Annotated in this window: 25 protein-coding genes; 6 read left to right on the forward strand and 19 right to left on the reverse strand. The window is 65.5% G+C overall.

Annotation, left to right across the window (positions count from 1 at the left end; translation table 11 throughout):
• Window positions 1–19 precede the first annotated feature (19 nt).
• A complete protein-coding gene (locus tag SSO01S_RS12230) occupies window positions 20–235 on the forward strand; it encodes a hypothetical protein (RefSeq protein ID WP_066799090.1) in 216 nt (71 codons plus the stop codon).
• 187 nt (window positions 236–422) lie between these two features.
• Window positions 423–1,112, forward strand: coding sequence for a hypothetical protein (locus SSO01S_RS12235; protein WP_066799092.1), 690 nt, complete (start codon window positions 423–425; stop codon window positions 1,110–1,112).
• Window positions 1,113–1,228: 116 nt separating this feature from the next.
• On the opposite strand, the gene queE is transcribed toward SSO01S_RS12235, so the two are convergent.
• The 7 genes from queE to SSO01S_RS12270 all read right to left on the reverse strand — a co-directional run bounded on the left by queE (window position 1,229) and on the right by SSO01S_RS12270 (window position 7,523).
• Window positions 1,229–1,861 carry a 7-carboxy-7-deazaguanine synthase gene (queE, locus tag SSO01S_RS12240; RefSeq protein WP_066799098.1) on the reverse strand — a complete coding sequence of 211 codons (633 nt, stop codon included), beginning with the start codon at window positions 1,859–1,861 and terminating at the stop codon, window positions 1,229–1,231.
• A 2-nt stretch (window positions 1,862–1,863) separates the two neighbouring features.
• Window positions 1,864–2,547: a 7-cyano-7-deazaguanine synthase QueC gene (queC, locus tag SSO01S_RS12245; RefSeq protein WP_066799100.1), complete on the reverse strand. Its 684-nt coding sequence runs from the start codon at window positions 2,545–2,547 to the stop codon at window positions 1,864–1,866.
• 161 nt (window positions 2,548–2,708) lie between these two features.
• Window positions 2,709–3,110, reverse strand: a complete 402-nt coding sequence (locus SSO01S_RS12250; protein WP_157073762.1) for a DUF3617 domain-containing protein — start codon at window positions 3,108–3,110, stop codon at window positions 2,709–2,711.
• A gap of 87 nt (window positions 3,111–3,197) precedes the next feature.
• Window positions 3,198–4,121, reverse strand: a complete 924-nt coding sequence (gene hslO, locus SSO01S_RS12255; protein WP_066799194.1) for an Hsp33 family molecular chaperone HslO — start codon at window positions 4,119–4,121, stop codon at window positions 3,198–3,200.
• Between the two features lie 151 nt (window positions 4,122–4,272).
• Window positions 4,273–5,190 (reverse strand): ornithine carbamoyltransferase, encoded by a 918-nt coding sequence (gene argF, locus SSO01S_RS12260; protein ID WP_066799104.1) that lies wholly within the window; start codon window positions 5,188–5,190, stop codon window positions 4,273–4,275.
• Between the two features lie 152 nt (window positions 5,191–5,342).
• Window positions 5,343–6,521: an aspartate aminotransferase family protein gene (locus tag SSO01S_RS12265; protein WP_083943005.1), complete on the reverse strand. Its 1,179-nt coding sequence runs from the start codon at window positions 6,519–6,521 to the stop codon at window positions 5,343–5,345.
• Between the two features lie 159 nt (window positions 6,522–6,680).
• Window positions 6,681–7,523: an ABC transporter permease gene (locus SSO01S_RS12270; protein WP_066799108.1), complete on the reverse strand. Its 843-nt coding sequence runs from the start codon at window positions 7,521–7,523 to the stop codon at window positions 6,681–6,683.
• 66 nt (window positions 7,524–7,589) lie between these two features.
• Between SSO01S_RS12270 and SSO01S_RS12275 the strand changes: the two genes are divergently transcribed.
• Window positions 7,590–8,270, forward strand: a complete 681-nt coding sequence (locus tag SSO01S_RS12275; RefSeq protein WP_066799110.1) for a GcrA family cell cycle regulator — start codon at window positions 7,590–7,592, stop codon at window positions 8,268–8,270.
• Window positions 8,271–8,401: 131 nt separating this feature from the next.
• On the opposite strand, the gene SSO01S_RS12280 is transcribed toward SSO01S_RS12275, so the two are convergent.
• Complete coding sequence (locus SSO01S_RS12280; RefSeq protein WP_066799117.1) at window positions 8,402–9,868, reverse strand: ComEC/Rec2 family competence protein; 1,467 nt, start codon at window positions 9,866–9,868, stop codon at window positions 8,402–8,404.
• Window positions 9,869–9,991: 123 nt separating this feature from the next.
• On the opposite strand from SSO01S_RS12280, the gene parE reads away from it, so the two are divergent.
• Entirely contained in the window at window positions 9,992–11,980 is a 1,989-nt protein-coding gene (parE, locus tag SSO01S_RS12285) for a DNA topoisomerase IV subunit B (RefSeq protein ID WP_066799119.1), read from the forward strand.
• 110 nt (window positions 11,981–12,090) lie between these two features.
• Window positions 12,091–13,416: a serine hydrolase gene (locus tag SSO01S_RS12290; protein WP_066799121.1), complete on the forward strand. Its 1,326-nt coding sequence runs from the start codon at window positions 12,091–12,093 to the stop codon at window positions 13,414–13,416.
• Between the two features lie 30 nt (window positions 13,417–13,446).
• Here the strand turns inward: SSO01S_RS12290 and SSO01S_RS12295 are convergent, their stop codons facing one another.
• The 6 genes from SSO01S_RS12295 to SSO01S_RS12320 all read right to left on the reverse strand — a co-directional run bounded on the left by SSO01S_RS12295 (window position 13,447) and on the right by SSO01S_RS12320 (window position 17,612).
• The gene (locus SSO01S_RS12295) at window positions 13,447–13,701 is read right to left on the reverse strand and encodes a hypothetical protein (protein WP_066799123.1); all 255 of its coding nucleotides are present in this window, start codon (window positions 13,699–13,701) and stop codon (window positions 13,447–13,449) included.
• Window positions 13,688–14,212, reverse strand: coding sequence for a GNAT family N-acetyltransferase (locus SSO01S_RS12300; RefSeq protein WP_066799125.1), 525 nt, complete (start codon window positions 14,210–14,212; stop codon window positions 13,688–13,690). The genes SSO01S_RS12295 and SSO01S_RS12300 overlap by 14 nt, the downstream gene beginning before the upstream one ends.
• An 11-nt stretch (window positions 14,213–14,223) precedes the next feature.
• Window positions 14,224–15,048, reverse strand: coding sequence for a TIGR00266 family protein (locus SSO01S_RS12305; RefSeq protein ID WP_066799127.1), 825 nt, complete (start codon window positions 15,046–15,048; stop codon window positions 14,224–14,226).
• A 166-nt stretch (window positions 15,049–15,214) separates the two neighbouring features.
• A complete protein-coding gene (locus SSO01S_RS12310; RefSeq protein WP_066799129.1) occupies window positions 15,215–16,006 on the reverse strand; it encodes a LysR family transcriptional regulator in 792 nt (263 codons plus the stop codon).
• Window positions 16,003–16,401 carry a Co2+/Mg2+ efflux facilitator ApaG/CorD gene (gene apaG / locus SSO01S_RS12315; protein WP_066799131.1) on the reverse strand — a complete coding sequence of 133 codons (399 nt, stop codon included), beginning with the start codon at window positions 16,399–16,401 and terminating at the stop codon, window positions 16,003–16,005. Before apaG ends, SSO01S_RS12310 begins: the two co-directional genes overlap by 4 nt.
• Before the next feature lie 2 nt (window positions 16,402–16,403).
• A complete protein-coding gene (locus SSO01S_RS12320; protein ID WP_066799133.1) occupies window positions 16,404–17,612 on the reverse strand; it encodes a trans-sulfuration enzyme family protein in 1,209 nt (402 codons plus the stop codon).
• Window positions 17,613–17,674: 62 nt separating this feature from the next.
• Here SSO01S_RS12320 and SSO01S_RS12325 point away from each other — a divergent pair, with 62 nt between their 5' ends.
• On the forward strand, window positions 17,675–18,994 hold the full coding sequence (locus SSO01S_RS12325) for a phospholipid carrier-dependent glycosyltransferase (protein ID WP_245646759.1): 1,320 nt from the start codon (window positions 17,675–17,677) through the stop codon (window positions 18,992–18,994).
• A gap of 131 nt (window positions 18,995–19,125) precedes the next feature.
• On the opposite strand, the gene SSO01S_RS12330 is transcribed toward SSO01S_RS12325, so the two are convergent.
• From SSO01S_RS12330 to SSO01S_RS12350, 5 genes are read right to left on the reverse strand one after another with little or no spacing between them, the layout of a single operon-like run.
• Complete coding sequence (locus tag SSO01S_RS12330) at window positions 19,126–20,226, reverse strand: glycosyltransferase family 2 protein (protein WP_066799198.1); 1,101 nt, start codon at window positions 20,224–20,226, stop codon at window positions 19,126–19,128.
• Window positions 20,226–21,278, reverse strand: coding sequence for a 3-isopropylmalate dehydrogenase (leuB, locus tag SSO01S_RS12335; protein ID WP_066799135.1), 1,053 nt, complete (start codon window positions 21,276–21,278; stop codon window positions 20,226–20,228). The genes SSO01S_RS12330 and leuB overlap by 1 nt, the downstream gene beginning before the upstream one ends.
• A 48-nt stretch (window positions 21,279–21,326) precedes the next feature.
• Complete coding sequence (recO, locus tag SSO01S_RS12340; RefSeq protein WP_066799136.1) at window positions 21,327–22,058, reverse strand: DNA repair protein RecO; 732 nt, start codon at window positions 22,056–22,058, stop codon at window positions 21,327–21,329.
• A gap of 41 nt (window positions 22,059–22,099) precedes the next feature.
• Window positions 22,100–23,041 (reverse strand): GNAT family N-acetyltransferase, encoded by a 942-nt coding sequence (locus tag SSO01S_RS12345; protein ID WP_083943007.1) that lies wholly within the window; start codon window positions 23,039–23,041, stop codon window positions 22,100–22,102.
• A gap of 5 nt (window positions 23,042–23,046) precedes the next feature.
• Window positions 23,047–24,003: a polysaccharide deacetylase family protein gene (locus SSO01S_RS12350; protein ID WP_066799138.1), complete on the reverse strand. Its 957-nt coding sequence runs from the start codon at window positions 24,001–24,003 to the stop codon at window positions 23,047–23,049.
• Window positions 24,004–24,013: the final 10 nt, after the last annotated feature.

The raw sequence follows: 24,013 nt of genomic DNA on the forward strand, positions 1-24,013 counted from the left end.
TTATCTAGGGAGCTATTCAATGCGTGCAGTCATTTCCACGATCGTGATCGCCAGCGCGGCCCTCCTGGCCTCGGCTTGCACCAGCAACGAGACCACGAACGTCACGAACACCACCGAAGTCGTTCCGGTTGAGAACGTGACGGCCACCGACACGATGGTCACCAACATCGACGCGGCTGCTCCGGTCGAGAACGTCACCGTCGAGACGACCAACACCACTGGCAACGCCATGTAATCACGCGAAAGCGTGTGTTGGACAAAGGGCCGCCCGGGCAACCGGGCGGCCCTTTTTCTTTTGGAGCAAATCCCCGCTCCGCTCGCCGCATTCACGGGCAGGCGCCCCTGGTGTCCCGAAAAAAGGGGCTTGGGCGTCGAGTCGAAAACCCCTAGTCCGGGCCCACACAGTAGAAATAGAGGGCAAGATGCTCGTTTCGCGTACCCTATTTGCGCTGGCCGCAGGTGCCGGCCTGTTCGCAGCCGCCCCGGCCTCGGCGCAGTTCTTCCTCAAGCCGGCAACGCTGGCCGCTGAGCGTGTAAACGGTTCGGAGCCCGGCATGACTGGCCCCGCGCTGCCCGGCGCCACCGCGACCGAACTGCGCGCCGCACTGGTGTGGAACCTGCGCGCCGCGCTCAACGTCGCCGCGCTGCAATGCCAGTTCGAACCGACGCTGCTGACGCTCGATTACTATAACGCCACGCTGAAGGACCATGCGGCCGAGCTGCGCGATGCCTATTCGGTGCTGGAGAAATATTTCATCCGTTCGGCAAAGACCACCAAGGCGGGACAGACCGAGCTCGATAAGTTCGGCACGCGGGTCTATTCGGGCTTTTCCACCGTGGGCGGCCAGCTTTCCTTCTGCCAGACCGCCGGATCGATCGGCCGCGACGCGCTGTTCACGCGCCCCGGAAAATTCGGCGAACTCGCCGAAAATCGCATGCGTGAGCTGCGCGACAGCCTCCGCCCCTGGGGCGAACAATATCGCCCCGGCGCCCAACGCCCCCCGGTCTTCCGCGTAACCAGCAAGCTTCCGCCCTTCGGCAACGAAAAATGCTGGAAGAAGAACGCTTATGTCGTGAAGAAGTGCGGCCCGCTGCCGCCCCGCGACAGCTAAAGGCGCTTTTCGGCAGAGCGCAATCCGCACCAGTCCGCTCTCCCGCCCGGCCCCGTTGGAATATACTTCCGCCGGATGGCCGGATGGGGACAGGGCTGGTGCCGCATGGCTGAACGCTAGCGCAGCCCCAGCAATTTGTGGGTCTGGAGCGACAGGCGCCACCTGGGCCGCTCCATCGCCAGCGCGAGCGCCGCCTGAACATTCGCCTGCCCCCGGGCATCGTCCATCGGCTGGATGAGGAAATGGGCGAAATCCCAGGTCTCAACATCGTCGATATCGGTGCCGGGCTGCGGCCATACCAGCTTGAGTTCGTCGCCCGACCGCTGGACCACCTCGCTCCCCGCCTTTGGGCTGATGCACACCCAGTCGATGCCGGGATGCACGGGTAGGGTGCCATTGCTCTCGATCGCGATGCGGAAGCCGCGGGCGTGGAGCGCATCGATCAGCGCATCATCGACCTGGAGCATCGGCTCGCCGCCGGTGAGCACCACGAAGCGCCGTTCGTCCCCCTCGCCCCAGTGCCGCCCGGCCGCATCAGCCAGCGCTGCGGCATTGCCGAACTTGCCCCCGCCCAGCCCATCGGTCCCGACAAAATCGGTGTCGCAGAACTGGCAGACTGCCGTCCCGCGATCCTGCTCGCGGCCCGACCACAGATTGCATCCGGCGAAGCGCACGAACACCGCCCGCGCGCCGGCATTCACCCCCTCGCCCTGAAGCGTGAGGAACATCTCCTTGACCGCATAACCCATCGTCAAACCGCCTGGGCGTATCGCGTGGGATCGGCGATCCCGGCGTCCTCAAACCCCTTTGCGCGCAGGCGGCAGCTATCGCACTGGCCGCAATGCAGGCCGCCCGGAGCGGGATCGTAACAAGACCAGCTAAGGCCCGCATCGAGCCCGAGCCGCGCGGCTTCGCGCACGATATCGGCCTTGCTCATATGCTGGAGCGGCGCCTGGATATGGAAGCGCCGGCCCTCGACACCCGCCTTGGTCGCCACCTCGGCCATATCCTCGAACGCCTTGATGAATTCGGGGCGGCAATCGGGATAGCCCGAATAATCCAGCGCATTGACGCCGATATAGATGTCACGCGCGCCCGCCGCTTCGGCCCAGCCGAGTGCGAGGCTCAGGAAGATGGTGTTGCGCGCGGGCACATAGGTGACCGGGATATCGTCGCCCACCCCCTCTTTCGGCACGTCGATATCGTCCGTGAGCGCGGATCCGCCAAACGCGCGCAGATCGAGCGGCATCACGACATGGCGTTCGGCGCCCAGCATCGCCGAAATCCGCCGCGCCGCAGCCAGCTCCACCTGATGGCGCTGATTATAGTCGATCGAGAGCGCGAGCAGCCGATGGCCGTCCTCCTTCGCGCGCGCGGCGCTCACCATCGAATCGAGTCCGCCGGAAACCAGGGCGATCGCAACGCTTTGTGTCATGAAAGGCTCGCTAGACGGCTTTTGCGCCAAAAACAAAATGGCGAATCAAAACGGGCCGCCCGTAAGCGGCCCAAGGTTCAGGGAAAAACCATGCCAGAGAGGAAAGCCCCGGAAAGGGCCACCTTCACCATAGCCCAAGACGCGTGAAGAAAACGTGAAGCTCAGCAGTTGCCGGCCCAACGTCCTTCATATTGATCCGAGAAGGGTGCCCCGTCGAGCACGCCCTGGGTATCGATGGTGATCAGCCTAGGCGTTTCCAGCGTGATCGTAGTGCGGCCATTGCCCCGGCCCGCGCAGGTATAGCGAATGGTCGCCGAGCGTGGGCCGTTGTCCATCAGGACATGCTGGCACTGCGCTGCGCCGTGCTGGATCTGGAGGAGCTTGGCGGGCTCGGTCAGGCACAGCTTGCGCGCGGAGCCCTCCAGTTCCTTGAGAACCCACTGGCCGGGCTGTATCGCGCGCACAACCACCATCTGATCGCTGCGCTGCGCGGATGCGCCGCCACCGCCGAACAAGAGCAAGCCGCCGGCAATGGCCGGACGCATCATACGTCTGACACTCATTTTCCAACTCCCGCCCCCGGGGTAAAACGGCACGGCATTGCGGCCGAATCATCGGCGTACATGCCATAAAGTCCCGCGAATCGCGAATTACAACGGCGGCGAAACGAAGTCAGCAGCCGGAACGGGGTATTGCCGCGAGCAGAAAGCGCAATCGACCGAGATCACGCCATTCTCATCAGCCATCGTTGCGCGGTCGGCTTCGGGGAACTTCGCCAGTACCTGCCGGATATATTCGCCGTCGCAGCGGCACCCGCGCGAGAGCGCGACGCCCGGCAGCACGCGGACTTCGGATTCCTCGTTGAACAGGCGCCAGACCAGCGTTTCGAGCGGAAGGGCCACATCCGCCAGTTCGTCGGCACCCATGGTCGAGGCGAGCGCCGCGACATGCTCCCATTCGGGATGGTCGAGTCGCGCGTGCAGCCGCTCGCGGCCTACCTCACCCTCAGGCAGATGCTGGAGGAAGATGCCGCCGGCAATGCGCTGGCCGTCCGCGTCGCGGCCCAGGCCGATGCGCACCAGGCTGGGGATCTGTTCCGACTGGAAGAAGTAATTCTCCGCCGCCTGCGCGATCGTATCGCCATCCAGCGGCACGATGCCCTGATAGCGCTCCTTGGTCGCCTCCTGGTCGAAGGTGATCGCGAGATAGCCCTTGTTGAACAACGCATAGACCGACGGGTTCTTGCCGAGCTGGGCAAGCCGCTCCGCATCGAACTGCACATAGCCGCGCAACTCGCCATTCCGGTAGTCGCACACCAGCAGGCTGACGATGCCGCCCTTGGTCTGCGCCTGCAGTGTCATCTGGCCGCCCTCCTGCTTGAGCGTGGAACCCAGCAAGGCAGTAAGCGTGAGCGCTTCCGAGAGCAGACGCTCGATCGGATCGGGATAATTGTGCGCGGATAGAATCTGGTTGAGCACCGGCCCCAGCCGCACGATGCGGCCGCGGGCATGGCGCTCCGGCAGGGTGAAACCCACGGTACGATCGAGATCGGTTGCGGGTGCAATGTCGGTCATGTTTTCGTCACCCGGCCAGAGCCAGGTGTCCCTTGCCGCGCGCGGCACATATTGTTGGAAGTTGCCTGAAATGTAGGCGCTCACGCCGCCGAAACAACTCAGGCGCGCCACCCGACCTTTGCCCCCCTCCAAATGCGCGGCTGCTCGGTCCTCAGCCGATCTGGCCGAAACACCAGCGCAGCACCGATTTCTGGGCATGGAGCCGGTTTTCCGCCTCCTGCCAGATCAGCGATTGCGGGCCATCGATCACCGCGTCCACCACTTCCTCGCCGCGATGCGCGGGCAGGCAGTGGAGGAACGCCGCGCCCGGCTTGGCCAGCGCCATCAGCGCCTCGTCCACCTGATAGGGCATCATCGCCGCGAGCTTGGTCTCGGCATGCGCCTGACCCATCGAGATCCAGGTATCGGTGACGATCACGTCCGCACCCTCCGCCGCCTCGCGCGCGCTGGCAACCACATGGGCGCGGCCCTTGCCACGCGCCACATCTGCCTCGCTCGGCTGGAACCCCTGCGGACAGGCCGCGACGACATCGAAGTGCATCAGCCCGGCGGCTTCCATGATCGACGCCAGCACATTGTTGCCATCGCCGAGCCACGCGACCTTCAGCCCGGGGAGCGCCCGGTCGCTTTCGATGATCGTCAGCAGGTCCGCCATGATCTGGCAGGGATGCGAGGCATCCGTGAGGCCGTTGATTACCGGCACGCTGGCATATTGTGCCATGTCGATCACCTTCTGGTGATCATCCGTCCGGATCATGATCGCGTCGCAATAGCCGCTCAGCACGCGCGCGGTGTCTGCGATCGGCTCGCCCCGCCCGAGCTGCATCGAGCTGGCGTCCATCACGATGCTGGTGCCGCCCAGCTGGCGGATCGCCATGTCGAACGAGACGCGGGTGCGGGTGGAATTCTTCTCGAACACCATCGCGAGCACGCGGCCCGCGAGCGGAGCGTCGCTATCGGGCTTGCCCTTGGGCCATCCGGCGCGGGCAGCCTTGCGATCGATCGCATCGGCCAGCATCGCGGCAACGCCGTCAGGGCCGGCATCGGACAGGTCGAGAAAGTGGCGCATATTCACCTCAAATCCTCCCCCGGAGGGGGAGGGGGACCAGCGAAGCTGGTGGAGGGGTAGTCTCCACAAGCGAGAAGCCAGCCTCTGCGGAGATTACCCCTCCGTCATGCTTCGCATGCCACCTCCCCCTCCGGGGGAGGACTGTCGCAAACTCAGTCATCGCTGGGCGGAGCGAAGCTGCGCGCACCCGCGCTCAGCCGCTCGATGCATTCGGCGATGTGATCCTCGTTGATCACCAGCGGCGGCAGCACGCGGAACACATTCTCGCCCGCCGCCACGGTCAGCAGCCCGTGATTGTCGCGCAGGTGCGCCACGAAATCGCGGCTGACGACCGTGTCCTTCATCTTGATGCCGAGCATCAGTCCCTTGCCGCGAATCTCCTCGAACAGGTGATCGTGATTGGGAATGAGCTGCTCGAAGGCCGCGCGCAGCCGCTCGCCCATCTTCACGACATGCGGCAGGAAATCGGGCTCGAGCATCACGTCGAGCACCGCCTGCCCAGCCGCCATCGCCAGCGGGTTGCCGCCATAAGTGGAGCCGTGCGTGCCGATCACCATGCCCTTGGCGGCTTCCTCGGTCGCCAGGCACGCGCCGAGCGGGAAGCCCCCGCCAATGCCCTTGGCTGCGGTCATGATATCCGGCGTGATGCCGTAATGCTCATAGGCCCACATCTTGCCGGTGCGGCCATAGCCGCACTGGATCTCGTCGAGGATCAGCAGCAGTCCGTGCTCGTCGCACGCCTTGCGCAGGCCCTGGATGAATTCGAGCGTGCCAGCGGTCATTCCGCCCTCGCCCTGCACCGTCTCGACCAGGAAGCCCGCCGTCTCACCGTCGATCTTGGCGAGCGCGCCCTCCAGATCGTTGAACTTCACATAATCGAAGCCCGGCAGCAGCGGCTCGAAGCCGTCGCGCATTTTGGCCTGATCGGTCGCCGAGATCGCGCCGATCGAACGGCCGTGAAAGGCGTTCTTGAAGGTGATCAGCTTGTGCCGCTCAGGGTTGCCGTTGACGTAGTGATAGCGGCGCGCGGTCTTGATCGCGCACTCGATCGCCTCGACGCCCGAATTGGTGAAGAACACCGTATCGGCGAAGCTGTTGTCAACAATGCGCTGCGCCAGCGCCTCGCCCTGCGGCGATCCGTACAGGTTCGACACGTGCATCAGCGTCGCGACCTGCTCCTGCAGCTTCTTGGTCAGATGCGGATGGCCATGGCCGAGCGCGTTGACGGCGATGCCGGCGGCAAAATCGAGATACTGCTCACCCTGCTCGCCATAGAGATAGACTCCCTCGCCTCGCACCGGTCGCACACCGCACCGCGGGTAAACGGGCATGAGCGCAGGTGTAGGCACGTCGCATCTCCTCAAACGAAAAAAGCGGCCTTCGGGGCCGCCGAAGCGCGCTTTTACGGGGTGGCGAAGGTGAGCGCAACACCGCTGCCGCGCGGATCGTTTCGCAGGGCATGCGCATCGGGCAAGGCCCCCGGCGCGCGCCTAGCTCTTGATCTTCCAGCCGCTGCGGAGAAGCCAGTAGCAGAACAGACCCAGCGCGATATCGAGCCCCAGGATCACCGCGCTGCCCAGCAGGATCGGCGAGTCGGCGACGCCCAGAAAGCCGTAGCGAAAGCCCGAGATGATGTAGAAAAACGGGTTGAGATGGCTGATCGTCTGAAAAAGCGGCGAGAGCTTCTCGACCGAATAGAAGGTGCCCGAGAGCAGCGACAGCGGCGCGACGACGAAATTGGTCACCGCGGCTGCGTGATCGAACTTCTCGGCCCAGATCGACGTCAGCACGCCGAGCAATGCAAGGAACGCCGCGCCGAGCAGGCCGAACCACAGGATCGCCCACAAATGATGCGGCGTCACATGCACGCCCGGCCACAAAGCCATTGCGAGCCACACCGTGGCGCCGACGCAAAATGCGCGCGTCACCGATCCAGCGACCAGCGCGAACAGCAATTCCGCAGTAGATAGCGGCGGCATCAGATAATCGACGATGGTGCCCTGGATCTTGCCGACGAGCAGCGAGAAGCTGGCATTGGCAAACGCATTTTGCAGCATCCCCATCACGATCAGGCCCGGCGCGATGAAATCGGCGAAGTGAATCTCCTGCCCCTGCAGCGTCACCATTCGCCCGCCGCCGCCCAAGGCGACCGTAAAAATCACCAGGAACAGCAAGGTCGTGACCGCAGGGGCCCACACCGTCTGGAGCTGCACCTTGAAGAATCGGCGCACCTCCTTGATATAGAGGGTCCGAAGACCTCCCCAATTTACGTTGCGGATAACCGGAACGCCGGGCTCGGGGAGGTTTTGACCGATTTCAGGCTGGCTGGACATTGTGGTTCGCGTACTCCGTGGCCCAAGGTTGAGCAAGGTGGCTGGCCACAGGACGAAGGAAGACGCGTGAGCTGGACCGACGAGCGTATCGATACGCTGAAGAAGATGTGGGACTCAGGCCTGACCGCCACCCAGATCGCCGAGGAGCTGGGCGGAGTGAGCCGCAACGCCGTGATCGGCAAGGCGCATCGCCTGGGCCTGCCCGCGCGCCCTTCGCCGGTAAAGCCCAACGAGGCCAAGGCTGCCGCCAAAGCCGCTGCGCCCAAGCCCGCCCCGGCCCCGGCAGCAGAGCCGCCGCGCGCGCCCGCGCCGCCCGAGTCGCCGCCCGAGCCCGCGCCGCGTTCAGCCGCGACGATTTCCACGCCGAGCGCGACGGGTGAGCTCGCCAACGCGCCCAAGGCGCCCGAAGTCCATGTGATGCGCTCGGTCGGTCCCGGCGGCTTCCTGCGCCAGAATCCCGGCGAGCAGTCCGCCCCGAGCACGCCCGCCCCGCCGCGCCGTCTGGTTCCTGCCAAGCCGAGCGAGGCGATCGCGGGCAAGACCACCTTGCTCGATCTCAACGATCGCGTCTGCAAATGGCCGCTCGGCCATCCCGGCGAGCCCGATTTCCATTTCTGCGGTGACAAGGTGAACCCCGGATTCCCCTATTGCGTCGAGCATTGCGGCCACGCCTACCAGGCGCAGCTACCGCGCCGTGATCGCCGCCCGCCGCCTCCGCTGCCCTTTGGCGGTCCGCGCGTTCGCTAAAATCACGGAGCCGGCGGAGCGATCCGCCGGCTCAATTTCTGTGTCGCCTCTGGGATTGGAGTTGCCCGATTGCCCGCATGCTCCTTTGCCGCCTGACCTGCCTTTGCTGAGACCAAGAAGCCCGGGCGGCGCTAGGTGCTTTTGGGCGGCGCCGAGCGCTTGACCACCGCGGGCGCGAATACGACTTCGCCATTCGGCGAGACCATGAAGCGATACGCCTCGTTCATGCCTTCCTTGCCCGAGTGCGTCAGCGCGAGCACGCGCATTCCGTCGGTACGGATATGGACGATGCCGAAATTGGTTCGCTCGAACGCGACGAACTTCTTGCCCCCCGCATCGGTCGCCTCGCCCCTATAGGCAAAGAAGGCGGCCAGTTCGGTGATGAAGATCACGGCGGGCGTCCCGCGCGATGCCTTGCCGAGCGCGGCCATCAGCGTGGCGCGCGGATGGATATATTCCTTGGCCTTGCTCTCGTCGCCTGAGGAGATCATCGACACAACGGGCCCGACTTCCTTGAGCATCTCCATGTCGAAGTCGGCGGAGCCATGGTGCGGCGCCTTCAATATCTCCGCGCGCAGCGACGCGCCGGGCAAGGCCTCGCGGAGCCGCTGCCCCGCTTCCTGATTCATGTCCCCGGTCAGCAGGAAGCGGACATTGCCGTAGCGCAGCCGGAACGCGATCGAATGCCCGTTGATGGTATGGCTGGCAGACCAGCTCCCGCCGCTCGCCTGGATCGTGCCGAGCATCAGCGATGCGTCGTCGGGCGGATCCTTCAGGAACCGCAGGCCGGGTCCCGCAGGTGTTTCCTCAGCGATCGGCCCGAGCATCTCGATAGTGACCCCGTCTTCGGCGAGGAAATCGAAGGCATCGCCACTGCGGTGATCGATGCGGCGGCGCTCGATCGGGCTGCCGGTCAGCAACTGCACGCGCGGCTCCCACGCGGCCAGCGTTTCGGTCCATTTGGTAAACGGGCCGTTGCGCTCCCCGGGCGGCAACGCTGCGGGATCGTCGACCAGGCCGGTGACCAGCGGCACGCCGCCCACTTTTGTCGTGGGGCCAAGCATCTCGAGCTCGGGCCGCGTGCTGCCGCCGGGCTTCTTCCCCGGCCTCTTGACGATGCCATTATGGTAATAGCGCTTCGGCGCGACGAACACGCGCTTGCTCGCACGTGTATCGGTCTCCGATTTGCGCAGTTCGTTCAGCCCCTCGAAATGGTCGGCGTCGCCATGCGTGACCAGCATCAGATCGACGAGCAACGGCTTGACGGCCGTCGTGCCGCGAAACCGCGCGGCCACGTGGCGGGCGAAGAGTTTGTTGTCCCCGCCGTCGATAAAGATCCGTTTGCCGCCCGGCGTCTCCAGGATCATCCCGTCGCCCTGCTGCACATCGACCATCGAGAGGCGGAGCAGCGCATCGTCCCGGAACTTCGCATCCTTGCGGACGCGCCCTTCGTCGAGCGGTCCGTTCAACCCGATGATGCGGATGCGGACGCCCTGGGCGTCCTGTGCGACGATCTCGACCTCGTCGCCCCAATAATATTGGCGCGTGGTGCCGTCGTCCCGGCGCAGGTCCACGATATCGTCGTCGAGATACGGCATGCCGGCCCCTCGGGATAGCTTCCAATCGCTGCAGGCTATCTCCGCATGCCGATTCTCCACAGCGCAGATGCGTCCACTATGGCACCCTTGCGCCCCTGACTCCCCACCACCTATACGTTCCGCATGTCCGACAAAGACGATCTGTTCGCTTCCCCAAATCCCGCGCCCGGCACCTATGACGCATCCTCGATCGAGGTTCTGGAGGGGCTTGAGCCGGTCCGCCGCCGCCCGGGCATGTATATCGGCGGCACCGACGAGCGCGCGCTCCACCATCTCGCCGCCGAGATTCTGGACAATGCGATGGACGAAGCGGTCGCGGGCCATGCGACGCGGATCGAGATCACGCTCGATGCCGGCAACCGGATCACGATCACCGACAATGGCCGCGGCATGCCGGTCGATCCGCATCCCAAATTCCCGGACAAGTCCGCGCTCGAAGTGATCATGTCGACGCTGCATGCGGGCGGCAAATTCTCGGGCAAGGCCTATGCCACCTCAGGCGGCCTGCACGGCGTGGGCAGCAGCGTGGTCAACGCGCTGTCGATCGACACCGTGGTAGAAGTCGCGCGCGACCGGCAGCTTTATCGCCAGCGCTTCAGCCAGGGAAGGACTCTGGGTCCGCTGGAGCATCTGGGCGGCACGCCGAACCGGCGCGGCACCAGCGTGTCCTTCACGCCCGATCCCGAAATTTTCGGCCCGGAAATGCACTTCAAGCCCGCCCGGCTCTACAAATTGGCGCGGTCCAAGGCGTATCTGTTCGCGGGCGTCGAGATCCGCTGGAAGTGCGATCCCGCGCTGGCGGGCGAGGAAATTCCGCCCGAGGCGACGTTCCAGTTTCCCGGCGGCCTGGCCGATCACCTGAAGGAGCAGATCGCCAACCGCGAATGCGCGACCGCCGATTTCTTCTCGGGCGCGCAGGATTTCCCGGGCGAATCGAATGGCCGAGTCGAATGGGCGGTCGCGTGGCCGCTGTGGAGCGACGGTTCCTACAGCTGGTACTGCAACACGATCCCGACCCCCGATGGCGGCACCCACGAACAGGGGCTGCGCGCCGCGATCACCAAGGGCATCCGCGCGTTCGGCGATCTGGTGGGCAACAAGAAGGCCAAGGACATCACCGCCGAGGACGTGATGACCGGATCCGAGCTGATGCTCTCGGTGTTCATCCGCGATCCGCAATTCCAGTCGCAGACCAAGGACCGGCTCACCTCGCCCGAGGCCGCGAGCCTCGTCGAAAAGGCGGTGCGCGACCATTTCGATCATTTCCTCGCCGACAATATGGACCGCGGCAAGGCGCTGCTCGGCTATGTGCTGGAGCGGATGGACGATCGCCTGCGCCGCAAGCAGGAGCGCGAGGTAAAGCGCAAGACCGCGACCAGCGCTCGCAAGCTGCGCCTGCCGGGCAAGCTCACCGATTGCTCGGCCGACGATCCCGCCGGCACCGAGCTGTTCATCGTCGAAGGCGATTCCGCCGGCGGATCGGCCAAGCAGGCGCGCGACCGAAAGACCCAGGCGATCCTGCCGATCCGCGGCAAGATCCTCAACGTCGCCAGCGCCACCAGCGCGAAGATCCTCGCCAACCAGGAAATCGCCGATCTGATCCTCGCCATGGGCTGCGGCACCCGCAAGGACTGCGTGCCCGACAATCTGCGCTACGAGCGCATCATCATCATGACGGACGCAGACGTGGACGGCGCGCATATCGCCACGCTGCTGATGACCTTCTTCTTCCAGGAAATGCCCGAGCTGGTCCGCCGCGGGCATCTCTATCTCGCCCAGCCGCCGCTCTACCGGCTGACGGTCGGCGCCAAGTCACTCTACGCCCGCGACGATGCGCACCGCGCCGAGATCGAGGCGACCGCATTCAAGGGCAAGAAGGTCGAAGTCAGCCGGTTCAAGGGTCTCGGCGAGATGAACCCCACCCAGCTCAAGGAAACCACGATGGACCCCGCAACGCGCAGCCTGCTGCGCGTCACGCTGCCGCAGGAATATGAGGAGCGGATGGGGGTAAAGGACCTGGTCGACAGGCTGATGGGCACCAACCCGGCGCACCGCTTCGCCTTCATCCAGGAAAATGCCGCGCGGCTCGAGGAAGGCGCGATCGACGCGTAAATCTTGATATCATAATTTTCTGCGACTAGGATGCGACCGGCGTGCTTGCCCGTCGCTCCACGGCGCGTAAGAGCCTCATGCAACGATTACATCTGTAAGCGAGGTTTCCGATGCGCCATCTGATCGCTCTCTCCGCGCTCCTGCTCGCCGCACCCGGCGTGGCCCGGACCCCGCCTGCGCACATCCAGACCGCCCCTGTGCAGGCGGATCCCGCCTTCACTGCCCGTGCGCAGGAACTTCTGTCGGTTATCTCCGGCACCAGCAGCTATGAGAGCTATTTCAGCCCCGGCTTCCAGGCGGCAGTGCCCAAGGCGAAGTTCGCTCCGGTCAATGTCCAGATCGCCGCGATGGGCGGCAAGCTGCTCGCCGTCGAGGAGGTGAAGCTCATCACGCCGTTCTCGGGCACCGTCCGAGTGCGCGCCGAAAAGGGCATTCTCGTCTTCCAGCTCGTTGTCGATCCGGCCGAACCGCATCAGGTCTCGGGCCTGCGCTTCACCGGGCTGGAGCCGCAGGAAAAGACGCTGGCCGAAGTGACGGGCGCGATCGGCAAGCTGCACGGCACGACCGGCTATGCCTTTGCCCGGCTGGGCAGCGGCAAGCCCGAGCTGACGCTGTCGCACAATCCCGATCAGCGACTCGCGGTGGGTTCGGCGTTCAAGCTCGTCATCCTCGCCGAGCTGATCCGCGTGACCAACAAGGGCGAGCGTAAGTGGGACGATCTCGTCACCCTCGACGGCCGCCCGCTTCCCGGAGGCGGCTACACCGCCAAGCCCAAGGGGGCCCAGGTGAGCTTGCGCGAGCTGGCCACCCAGATGATCTCGGTGAGCGACAATAGCGCCACCGACATCCTGCTCGCCACACTGGGCCGCGAAAAGGTCGAGGCGATGATGCGCACGGTCGGGGTGGCCCATGATCCGCGCAACGTGCCCTTCCTCGGCACGCTCGAAGCCTTCAAGCTCAAATGGCTGCAGGAAGGGGCGCTGGCCGACAAATATGAAGCGCTCGACGACAAGGCGCAGCGCAAGATGCTCGCGGGGGAAATCGCGAGCGCTGACATGGCGCCGCTGCTCCGGATGGCGGGCGTCCCGCGCCTGCCCAGCCGGATCGGCACGATCGAATGGTTCTTCTCCAGCAGCGATCTAATCCGCGTGATGGACTGGCTACGCCGCAATACCGAGGGCGAGCGGGGCAAGGACGCGCGCGCCGTGCTCTCGAAGAACAGCGGCATCGCCGTCGACAAGGCGCAATATCCATGGGTGGGGTTCAAAGGCGGATCGGAACCCGGCGTGATCAATCTAACGCTGCTGCTCCAGGGCAAGGACGGCGCATGGTACGCCGCCGCCGCAAGCTGGAACGACACCGCTGCGCCGGTAGAGGACATGCGCTTCGCCAGCCTGATAGCGGCGCTTGTGAAGTTCGCCGGTCCCGCCAACTGATCCCGCGCGGGCCCCGGCCCAGCCTCGGACTTAGTCCCGCATCCTGAGCGCGTGATAGCGCGTACGCGCCGCGATGCCGGTGATCATCAGCATCGCCCCCAGCCCCACCATGCCAGCGGCAAGCCACAAGGGTATATCGGGCCATTGGAAGCGCCGCGCGACCAGCACCAGCGCGCCCGATGCGGCCAGCCATAACCCCGCCAGCCGCACGCCTCGAGCGACGCCGTGCAATTCGCGGGCATACGCGGCCCGTTGCACCGGGTCCTTCAGATCAGGCGGTGCCACTGCGCCATTCCTCGCGAAGCAGGCCGTACAGGGTCGTGTCGCGCACGCCGATATGGGTTTCCCATTCGGCGCGCAGATAGCCTTCGAGCTTGAAGCCCAGCCGCTCCAGCAGCGCGCGCGAGGCGGTATTTTCCGGATCGGTATCGGCGAAGACGCGGCGCTGTCCCTCGGCGAAGATCTGATCGATCATCCGCGTCACCGCCTCCGCCGCCAGCCCGACGCCCCAATGCTCGCGCGCCAGCGCATAGCCGATCTCCGTGACGTTGCCCTGCCGCTTCTCGCCCGCCGCGACGAATCCGATCGCCGTATCGTCGCCCTGCCGGGTGATCGACCAGCAGCGCCAGTCAGGCGACTTGTCCGCCATGCGGGTGCGCGTCTCATCGAGCGTCGTATGGGGGCCGTGCGACCACCAGTGCATCAGGTCCGCGTCCGAATAGATTTCGTGAAGTGCTTCGGCGTCGTCGGGGCGTCGCGGCCGCAGCACGAGCCGCTCGGTTTCCAGTACGGGCATGTCGCGGGCGCTCAACGATTGCCCTGGATAATGTCACCCAGCGGCCCCAGCGCCGATCCTTCACCACGGTTCTGCGGCACCATCGCGACGATGCGCCCGGCGAGCCTTCCGAACGGCAGCGACTGGATCCAGACCTTGCCCGGTCCGGTCAGCCGCGCGAAGAACACGCCTTCGCCGCCAAACACCATGTTCTTGACGCCGCCCGCGGTTTCCAGATCGAAGGTGCAGCTCGGCGTATAGGCCGCCAGGCAGCCGGTATCGATATGGAGCTGCTCGCCGGGCCGCAGCGTCTTCTCGACGATGGCACCACCGAACTGGACGAATACCCAGCCATCGCCCTCCAGCTTCTGCATGATGAAGCCTTCGCCGCCGAACAGCCCGGTCATCACCTTGCGCTGAAACTGGATGCCGATCGAAACGCCCTTGGCCGCTGCAAGGAATGCATCCTTCTGGCAAATCAGCGCACCGCCCAGTTCCGAAAGCTTGAGTGGCACGATCGCCCCGGGAACCGGGGCCGAAAACGCCACGCGTGCCTTGCCTGATCCTTCGTGCGTGAAGACCGTGGTGAACAGGCTCTCGCCCGTGATCAGCCGCTTTCCCGCGCCCAGCAGCTTGCCCATGAAGCCGCCACCCTGATTGGCGCTGCCATCGCCGAATACGGTGGTCATCCCGACGCTCGCGTCCTTCCAGACCAAGGCTCCCGCCTCGGCCACCGCGCTTTCGCCCGGATCGAGCTCGATCTCGACGAACTGGAGCTCCTGCCCCTTGATCTCGAAATCGATATCGTCGGCCACGCCGGCCTGTGCGCGATGATGGGCCCAGGGGCTCTCTGGCATGGTAAAACGCTCCTCTTGATGGGATATGCTCTACACGGCCCAAGCGCATATGCCAGACCAGAACGAGCGACAGGCAACGGCGAATCGTGGAGAAGCAGCCCACCGCTCGTGACCGACAATTTCCGTCGCGCGCAAGTTCAGCGTGAGAAGTGGGCAGCTAAGACCCTTAGGAGGCCAGCGCGTCCACGAGCAGCTTCACCTTCTTCTGCCGCCACTGGGGCAGCGGGGCGACCAGCCAATAGCCCATGCGCGAGGCCTTGGGCTCGCCGACCACGGCCAGGCGTCCAGCGGCGATATCGGCACGGGCGAGCAGTTCGGGCACGGTCGCCCGGCCCAGCCCCTCCGCCGCCGCATCGAGCGCCAGTCCCGCGTCTGACACACGCACCGGTGACACCGCATCTTCGGTCAGACAGCCCGGCCAGCAGATCTTGACGTCCTGCCCACCGCCGGGTCGCTCGACGGTCACCATGCCGTCGCTCTCCAGCGCCTCGCCCTCATGCTCCCCCGGCCCTTCGCCCCAGCGGATCGCGAGATCGAGATTGGCTTCGGTGAAATCGATCGTGTCGTCGGCCGGCACCAGCACGAAGCGCAGCTCGCCATCGGTGCGCGCGATCTCGGCGAGGCGCGGCATCAGCCATTTGGTGGTCAGGTCACGCGGCGCGGCGATGGTCAGCGACTTGGACGATTGCCCCGCCTGCATCGCGCGGACGCTTTCCTCGAACTGGAGGAAACCGGCGCGCAGCGCGGCGAGGCCGGCTTCGCCTTCCTGCGTAAGTTCAAGGCCCTTGGTGGTGCGGCGGAAAAGGACCACACCGAGCGTATCTTCGAGCGCGCGGATCTGCTGGCCCACGGCAGCGGGCGTTACGGCCAGTTCGTCCGCCGCGCGGGTGAAGCTCAGGTGCCGCGCCGCGGCATCGAGCACGCGCAGGCCGTTCAGGGGAAGATGCGTCCGCTTCATTGCGTCACCGCCGGTGCCAGCAGCATGAATTTGGGTATCGCCACGTCAAAGGTCGATCCGTCCTCTCCGATCATCCGATAGCTGCCCTGCATATGGCCGGTGGGCGTCGCGAGCGGGCATCCCGAGACATAATCGAAGCTTCCCCCCTGCGCGATCAGCGGCTGCTCGCCCACCACGCCCTCGCCTTCCACCACGTGCCGACCGCCGCGCCCGTCGGTGATGATCCAATGGCGCGTCAGCAGTTGCACCGTCCTCGGCGAACCATTCTCGATGCGGATATGATAGGCCCAGAACCAGCGGCCGCGATCCGGCTCCGACTGTTCGGGAAGATAGCTGACCGAAACGCGCACCGTGATGCCGCGCGTCTCTGCTTCCTCCTTGAACAGCGCCTTCATGATCATAAGCCGGCAGCCCTCAGCGCCTGATCCAGATCGGCGATCAGGTCGTCCGGATCCTCAAGGCCCACATTGAGGCGCAGCATGCCTTCGTTCACGCCCATCTCGATCCGCTTTTCCTCGGCGACGCCCGAATGGGTGGTGGACGACGGATGCGTCATCAGCGAGCGCGAGTCGCCGATATTGTTCGAGATATCGATGAGCTGCAGCGCGTCGAGCAGCGCATGCGCCTGCTTGCGCCCGCCATCCACCTCCAGCGAGAAGATCGGCCCCGCCGCCTTCATCTGGCGCATCGCCAGATTGTGCTGCGAATGGCTGGGCAAGCCGGGGAAATTGACCCGCGGCACCCGGCCTTCCAGGAATCGCGCAACCTTCAGCGCATTCTCGCTCTGGCGCATGATGCGCAGGTCCAGCGTCTCCAGCCCCTTGAGCACCACCCAGGCGTTGAACGGGCTGAGCGTCGGCCCGGTATTGCGCGTGAAGGGCAGCAGCACATCGTTGATGAAGGCCGCGCTGCCGGTCACGGCGCCGGCCAGCACGCGACCCTGGCCGTCCATCATCTTGGTGGCGGAATAGGCGACCACGTCCGCGCCGAAATCGAGCGGGCGCTGGAGCACCGGCGTCGCGAAGGCATTGTCGACCACGGTGACGATGCCATGCTTCTTCGCGATGGCGCACACCGCTTCCAGATCGACCACGTCCATCGTCGGATTGGCGGGCGTCTCGAAGAAGAAGACCTTGGTGTTGGGGCGGACCGCATCCTCGAACTGCTGCGGGTCGCGCGCGTCGATGATCGTCGCGTTGATCCCAAATTTCGGGAGCAAAGTATCGGTGAGCCAGCGGCACGATCCGAACGCGGCGCGGCCCGCCACGAGGTGGTCGCCCGCCTCAAGCTGGCAGAGCAAGGCCGCGGTCATCGCCGCCATGCCGCTCGCCATGGTGCGGCACGCCTCGGCACCCTCCAGCAGTGCGATCCGCTCTTCGAGCATCTGCACCGTCGGGTTCTGCAGCCGCGAATAGGTCATGCCCACCTGCTCGCCGGCAAAGCGCGCCGCCGCATCACCGGCGCAATCATAGGCATAGCCGGAGGTGAGGAAGAGCGCCTCGCTCGTCTCGCCGAATTCGGAACGCATCGTGCCCCCGCGGATCGCCTGCGTCGCGGGCTTCCAGTTCTGGGTGACGTTGCGGTCCTGGCCGGTATTGCGCTTCATGATATGCGCTTTGCCGGGCGGGAGCGCCTCGCGTCAACCAACTCCCGCATGACGGGCGCGAAATGATCGTTTATCAAAGCGCAATGCTCGATCGCATCAAGGCCCTTGGCAACCGCCCCTGGATCGTCGCGTTGCTGATCGGCCTCGCCGCGCAGCTACTCTTCACCGTCCATCTCGACCGGCCCGGCCGGATCATGTTCGACGAGGTGCATTATGTGCCCGCCGCGCAGGCGATCCTAGACCTTTCGGGCCCGCGCAACATCGAGCATCCGATGGTAGGCAAGGAGTTGATCGCGGCGGGAATGGTGCTTTTCGGCGACAATCCGATCGGCTGGCGGATCATGCCCAGCTTCGCGGGCACCGCGACCGTGCTGGGGGTCTTCGCCTTTTTGTGGCTGCTGCTCGGCACGATGCGCCCCGCGCTCATCGGCGCAGCGCTTGCGGCGCTGAACCAGACGATCTTCGTCCAGGCGCGCACGGCGATGCTCGATATCTTCCTGGGCGCGTTCATCGTCTGGGGCATGGTGCTGATGCTCTGGGCGATGAAGGGCCAGGGCCGACAGGTGTGGTGGCGCTGGATCGCCGCGAGTGCGCTGCTCGGCCTGGCGACCGGCGTCAAATGGTCGGCCATCCCCTATATCGCGCTCGCCGCAGCCGCCTTCCTCGTCATCCGCGCCCGCGATGCGCGCATTGCGGGCAGGCCGCTAGTGTCCGCGCTATCGGGGAAGGACCAGCCGCACTGGCGCGGGCTGCCGGCGCTCCCCGCACTGGCGCTGCTCGGCGCGGTCAGCATCACGGTCTATTTCCTCAGCTTCTTCCCCGCATTCCTCTACGCCAGCCAGCCGCTCACTCTGTCGGGCCTCTTTGCCCAGCAATGGGAGATGCTCTCGCTCCAGACCCAGGTGCTCCGACCGCATACCTATCAATCGGACTGGTGGAGCTGGCCGCTGCTGATCCGGCCGATCTGGTATTTCTATGAATGGGATGATGGCGCGCAACGCGGGGTGCTGCTGATCGGCAATCCGGTGGTGATGTGGGGCGGTCTGCTGGCGGTGCTGGCCTGCTATTGGGCCTGGTTCCGCGCCAGGGCGATCCGTCCGCTCGCGGTCGCCCTGCTATGGACGGCGAGCGTGGCGATCTATGTCGTGATCCCCAAGTCGCTGGGTTTCTATTATTACTATCATCTCTCGGGCATCTTCCTCTGCCTCGTGCTCGCGACGGCATTCCACTATTTCGATCGGGGCAGGAATCGCGGCTGGGAGGAATGGTTCGCCGCCACCTCGCTGGTCGCGTTCGTCTATTTCTACCCGATCATCGCCGCCTCGCCGCTCAGCAGCGATCAGGGCTTCCGTCACTGGATGTGGTTCCCAAGCTGGGCGTAATCCCTCTCCCTTTGGGAGAGGGAGGGAGCAGCGAAGCTGCGGAAGGGTGAGGACCAAAGGCATGGGCTGCCCTCACCCTTCCCCCTCGCTTCGCGAGCGGGCCCCTTCCCTCTCCCGACGGGAGAGGGAGTTTAGTACCGCCCCCAGGTGAAGCGCGACGACAGCGCGAAATTCCATACGGCGGCCACCATGATCCCCGCTAGCGCGGACAGGCGCCAGTCGCCGTGCTGCACATTATGCAGGAACGCCGCGACGCCGACATTTGCAGCGGCACCCACCGAGCAGACGATACAGAAGCTTACCCAGCCGCCCCATAATTCCTTCGCCCCCTTCAGCCGCTGGCCGCGATAGGTCAGCGCGTTGTTGAGGAAGAAGTTGAAGGTCATCGCCGCCACCGTCGCGACGATCGTCGCGGCGACGAAGGGCAGCAGCATGCCGCGATAGAGCACCGCAAGGATCAGGAAATGGATCCCCGCCCCCAGCGCGCCGATCGCGGAGAACATCGCGAAGCGCACCGGCACGACCTTACCGAACATCCGGTCGTACAAGGCGATCAGATATTCCATCGCCACGACGTGATCGAGCTTGCTCTCGCCCTCGGTGCGGGTGCGGAAGACATAGGGCACTTCGCGGAACTTCAGCGGATACGGCGCGGCGGTCATGATATCGAGCAGGATCTTGAAGCCGATGCCCGAAAGCGTCGGCACCAGATCGCGCACGATCTGGGTGCGGATCATGAAGAAGCCGCTCATCGGATCGGTCAGGTCGGCCTTGAGCACCTTGCGCGAAAGCTTGGTCGCCAGCGCGGATTTCGCAACGCGGTCGCTGTCCCACTCGCCGGTGCATCCGCCCTCGCAGAAGCGCGATCCGATCACGACCTCGAGGCTGTCGTCGCCCTCCAGCGCATCGAGCATCTCGGCGAGCTTGGTCTCGTCATGCTGCATGTCGCCGTCGATCACCGCGACGATCGGCGCCGCGGTCGCGCACATCCCCTCGATGCACGCGGTAGATAGCCCGCGCCGGCCGATCCGCTGGATCACCCGCACTCTTTTGTCGAGCCGGCCCAGGTCGCGCACGGCCTGGGCCGTGCCGTCCGGGCTGTCGTCATCGACGAAGATCGCTTCCCAATTGCGTTCGGCCAGCGCCGCATCCAGCTTCGCGACGAGCGTCGCAACATTGCCCCGCTCGTTGAACGTCGGGATGACAACCGCAAGCTCGAGCAGATCGGGAATCACGTCAGTGCTGAGAGCACCGCGTCGCCCATCTCGGACGTCGTCAGGCTGCCGCCCAGATCCGGGGTTCGCGCCCCCGCCTCCAGCGCCTTCGCTACAGCCGCTTCGATCCGCAAGGCGCAAGCTTCTTCCCCCAAAGAATGCCGGAGCAACATGGCCGCAGAAAGGATGGCAGCGCAAGGGTTTGCCTTGCCCTGACCGGCGATATCGGGCGCACTGCCGTGAATCGGTTCATACATGCCATTGGCGCCGCTCCAGTCGGCCAAAGACGCGGAGGGCAGCATGCCGATCGAGCCGGCGCACATGCTCGCCTGATCGGAAAGAATGTCGCCGAACAGATTGCCGGTGACGATCACGTCGAAATCGGCCGGGCGGCGGACAAGCTGCATCGCGGCGTTATCGACATACATGTGGGTCAGCGCGACCTCCGGATAGCGCACCGCGACTTCGTTCACCACGTCGCGCCAGAGCTGCGAAGTCTCCAGCACATTGGCCTTGTCGACCGAGCAGAGCTTGCGCTTGCGGCGCTTCGCCATCTCGAAGCCGACGATCGCGATCCGCTCGACCTCGGCTTCGTCGTACGACATCCAGTCATAGCCCTGGCGCAGGCCTTCCTGGGTGGTACGGCGGCCCTTCTCGCCGAAATAGACGTCGCCGATCAGCTCGCGGACGATGACGATATCGAGCCCGTCGACCACTTCGGGCTTGAGCGGCGAAGCGTCTTCGAGGCCGGGAAACAGCGTCGCCGGGCGCAGATTGACGAACAGCCCCAGCTCGCGGCGGAGCGCCAGCAACGCGGCCTCCGGGCGAAGGCGACGCTCCAGCGCCTCGAAACGGGGATCGCCCACCGCGCCGAACAGCACGCCATCCGCGCGCTTGGCGAGCGCCAGCGTCTCGGGCGGCAGCGGCACGCCCGAGGCGAGATAGCCCGCGCCGCCAACCGGCGCTTCCTCGAACTGCAGATCGAGATTCAGCGCTTCGAGCACCCGCCGCGCCTGCGTGGTGACTTCCGGGCCGATCCCATCGCCCGGCAACACTGCTATTAGTGGCATTCCCGCCCCCTTATGATTCCGCAGGGCGCTTTGCCGATCCCTTTCGCCTTACGCAACCGCCCGCTTGAGCCGATCGACCAGCCGTGAGCGCGCCGCGATCACTTCCGCGCTTTTTCCGTGAAGCAGGTCGCGCTCCAGGAAATGTCCGGTAAGCTTGAGGCCGTCGAAGATATCGACCCACTCCGCCGGCCCGCCCAGCGTCAGGAAGGGGGAGAGCCGCAGCAGCCGGCTCTCATATCCTGCCGCACCCATCCGGCTCACCGCGGTCCCGCTCTTTGGGCTGACAAAGTGCAATTCCTGCGTGCTCCCTGTCGCGGCGCATCGCTCCAGATCCAGCCCGAAGCCCAGCTCGGCGAGCAGAAGCAATTCGTAGCGGACCAACGCCACTGCCCAGCCGCGCGCCGCCGGTGCCGCCTCGATCGCACCGAGCACGCCCTCCAGCGCGGCATGGACTCGAGGGTAAGGCTGGCCCTCGGGCAGGATCGACGCGGTCAGCGCAGTCGCCCATTCGAACGCCGCGGCGGGGAGCGCCTCGCCGAACATCGGCGCGCGGCTGTGGATCAGCTCGACCGTCAGCCCCGGCAATTGCTCCTCGGTACGCGCGCGCCATTCGCCGAGCACGAGGTTCGCCTGCTGCAACACCGGCCGCATCGCGCGCGACCTGCCGCCGCGCACATAGCCCGCCTGCAGCCCATGCTCCTCGGTCAGCGCACGCACCACCGCCCCATGCTCGCCATGGGCGCGGACGCTCAGGATGATGGCTTCGGCGCGAAGATGCATGGACCCGGCCTAGCCGATCCTCCCCCGGAGCGGGAGGGGGACTAGCCGCCCCGCCGCACCTTCTTCGCCAGCTTGCCCAGCCCCGCTTTCTCCACGCCGCGCTTCACCAGCGCGACGCTGCGGTTGAACCCGCTCAGCGCCGCCATGGTCACGCGGTTCGCCAGGCTTGGCCGGAGCAGCAACAGGTCGATGCAGGGCACGCCGCCTGTCGCGAACTGGCGCTTGTGCTGGCCTTCGCCCTCGGTGAAGTCGAAGCGCGCGAAGCGGTTTTCGTCGAACAGGTCGCGCATCGCCTCGAGCTGGAGCACAGCGCCCGGCGACAGATCGTTGAACGCAGGATCATGGCCGACATAGGCGTAGATCACATTGTCGCCGTCGATCGGGCAGTAGAGATAGGCGGCCGGCTCGCCCGCAATGTAGAGCAGCCAGGCGCGCACCCGGTCCTGCGCCGACATCGCCACCATCTCGCGGAGGAATTCCGGCGTGTCGGGCAGGCCCGAGCCCAGCAGCCTTTCCTGATAGGTGCGCAGCGAGATCCTGCGCGCCACGTCGTGAAATTCGTCGAGCTCGCTCGGCCGGGTGAAGCTGCGCACGTCCAGGTCGCCGCCGCTCTCGGCCGCGATCTTCTTCGCCTTGCGCCGCAGCCCCTGCCGCGCGTTGGAGGACAGGCCGTTCCACCATCCTTCGAAGCCGACCTCGAAATCGATGAAATAGCGCGTGTAGCGCTGCCGCACGAAGGGCAGCATGTCCCCCGAAGCCGCGACGACCAGCGCCTGCAGCTTTTCGGGCAGCGACGTGATCGCATAGCCATGCGCCTCGCGCTCCAGCGCGGGAAGCTCGGGCAGCATGCCCGCGCGCGCATCGTCCAGGCTCAGCGGGATGCGTACCAGCGATCGCTGGATCGCCATCAGCGTGCGGGCGCCCACTTCGAACTTGAGCTGGATCGGCCGCGCGGGGCCTGGATGGGCAGTGATATCGCTCATCGCATTCACGCGGCGCGCTCCTCGATCAGGTTGGACCAGAGCTGTTCCGCCTGACGCAGCCGGGTGCGGAGCACGCTCGGCCCCAGCGGCCTGTCATCCCCGCCCAGCGCCATCGCCGGGCGGTCGCCAAAAAATTCCGTCACCAATTTCCCCCGGCGCTCGGCCAGCATCGCGCACAGCGCCTCGAAGCGCCGCACATGCACATGGTTAGGCCGCGTACCGGCCCGATTTGCAAGTTCGAAGCCATGGCTCACGATCGTGATCGCGGCATGATCGTGCCGGATCGCGTGATCCAGCGCCGCCCGCATCTCGCCTGTAGAAAGCGCGCAGATCTGGAAATGGCGCAAATGGCCCTTCTTGTCCTCGATCAGCGTGACCGGCACTTCGATCATCCCGCGATGCGCGATCGGCGCGATCTGCGTGACCGGCAACGAGATCGCGCTCGGCCAGGGATGTTCGGAGCCGTTGTGGCTGCTGTCATATTCGAAGCCGAGCATCGCCAATGCGCCCAGCGTATCATCGCTCGCCGAATAGCTGCCCGCGCGGAACGCGATCGGCTCCGGCGCGCCTGCCGCGACCAGCATGTCGGAAGCGCCGCGCAGCAATTCCACCTGCTCGTCAAAGCCATAGTCGATCAGCTCGAACGGCCCCGAAGCCGCGCCCCTGTCGTCCTTTCGCGCGCCGGTCCAGTTCGGGTGGAGGTGCAATTGCACTTCCTGCCCCGCCTCCAGGATCGCGGCGACCACGCGCTTGACCGGATCGAGCCCATAGACGAGCGCAGGCATCGGATCGACGAAGAAGCATGCCTTCAGGTCATGCGCCTTCAATCGCTCCAGTTGCCAGCCCACGCCCACCCCGGCCGGTTCCAGCGAACGCTGGACGATATCGTTCGTATCGAGCCCCGCGACATGGTGCCGCCACATGAGCTCGGTATCGATGGTGATGAAGACGCGCGTCGCCATGCTGCGACCC

It is taken from the genome of Sphingomonas soli NBRC 100801 (assembly GCF_001591025.1).
GTDB lineage: Bacteria > Pseudomonadota > Alphaproteobacteria > Sphingomonadales > Sphingomonadaceae > Sphingomonas > Sphingomonas soli.

What these genes read in the sequence shown, in the direction of transcription:
- SSO01S_RS12325 (WP_245646759.1), top strand. Translation starts at nt 17,675, where the DNA reads ATGATCGTTTATCAAAGCGCAATGCTCGATCGCATCAAGGCCCTTGGC.
- apaG (WP_066799131.1), bottom strand. Translation starts at nt 16,401, where the DNA reads ATGAAGGCGCTGTTCAAGGAGGAAGCAGAGACGCGCGGCATCACGGTG.
- SSO01S_RS12270 (WP_066799108.1), bottom strand. Translation starts at nt 7,523, where the DNA reads ATGTCCAGCCAGCCTGAAATCGGTCAAAACCTCCCCGAGCCCGGCGTT.
- parE (WP_066799119.1), top strand. Translation starts at nt 9,992, where the DNA reads ATGTCCGACAAAGACGATCTGTTCGCTTCCCCAAATCCCGCGCCCGGC.
- argF (WP_066799104.1), bottom strand. Translation starts at nt 5,190, where the DNA reads ATGCGCCACTTTCTCGACCTGTCCGATGCCGGCCCTGACGGCGTTGCC.
- queC (WP_066799100.1), bottom strand. Translation starts at nt 2,547, where the DNA reads ATGACACAAAGCGTTGCGATCGCCCTGGTTTCCGGCGGACTCGATTCG.
- SSO01S_RS12350 (WP_066799138.1), bottom strand. Translation starts at nt 24,003, where the DNA reads ATGGCGACGCGCGTCTTCATCACCATCGATACCGAGCTCATGTGGCGG.
- SSO01S_RS12250 (WP_157073762.1), bottom strand. Translation starts at nt 3,110, where the DNA reads ATGAGTGTCAGACGTATGATGCGTCCGGCCATTGCCGGCGGCTTGCTC.
- queE (WP_066799098.1), bottom strand. Translation starts at nt 1,861, where the DNA reads ATGGGTTATGCGGTCAAGGAGATGTTCCTCACGCTTCAGGGCGAGGGG.
- leuB (WP_066799135.1), bottom strand. Translation starts at nt 21,278, where the DNA reads ATGCCACTAATAGCAGTGTTGCCGGGCGATGGGATCGGCCCGGAAGTC.
- SSO01S_RS12265 (WP_083943005.1), bottom strand. Translation starts at nt 6,521, where the DNA reads ATGCCCGTTTACCCGCGGTGCGGTGTGCGACCGGTGCGAGGCGAGGGA.
- SSO01S_RS12320 (WP_066799133.1), bottom strand. Translation starts at nt 17,612, where the DNA reads ATGAAGCGCAATACCGGCCAGGACCGCAACGTCACCCAGAACTGGAAG.
- SSO01S_RS12300 (WP_066799125.1), bottom strand. Translation starts at nt 14,212, where the DNA reads ATGCCCGTACTGGAAACCGAGCGGCTCGTGCTGCGGCCGCGACGCCCC.
- SSO01S_RS12280 (WP_066799117.1), bottom strand. Translation starts at nt 9,868, where the DNA reads ATGCCGTATCTCGACGACGATATCGTGGACCTGCGCCGGGACGACGGC.
- SSO01S_RS12305 (WP_066799127.1), bottom strand. Translation starts at nt 15,048, where the DNA reads ATGCCAGAGAGCCCCTGGGCCCATCATCGCGCACAGGCCGGCGTGGCC.
- SSO01S_RS12345 (WP_083943007.1), bottom strand. Translation starts at nt 23,041, where the DNA reads ATGAGCGATATCACTGCCCATCCAGGCCCCGCGCGGCCGATCCAGCTC.
- hslO (WP_066799194.1), bottom strand. Translation starts at nt 4,121, where the DNA reads ATGACCGACATTGCACCCGCAACCGATCTCGATCGTACCGTGGGTTTC.
- SSO01S_RS12310 (WP_066799129.1), bottom strand. Translation starts at nt 16,006, where the DNA reads ATGAAGCGGACGCATCTTCCCCTGAACGGCCTGCGCGTGCTCGATGCC.
- SSO01S_RS12290 (WP_066799121.1), top strand. Translation starts at nt 12,091, where the DNA reads ATGCGCCATCTGATCGCTCTCTCCGCGCTCCTGCTCGCCGCACCCGGC.
- SSO01S_RS12230 (WP_066799090.1), top strand. Translation starts at nt 20, where the DNA reads ATGCGTGCAGTCATTTCCACGATCGTGATCGCCAGCGCGGCCCTCCTG.
- SSO01S_RS12235 (WP_066799092.1), top strand. Translation starts at nt 423, where the DNA reads ATGCTCGTTTCGCGTACCCTATTTGCGCTGGCCGCAGGTGCCGGCCTG.
- recO (WP_066799136.1), bottom strand. Translation starts at nt 22,058, where the DNA reads ATGCATCTTCGCGCCGAAGCCATCATCCTGAGCGTCCGCGCCCATGGC.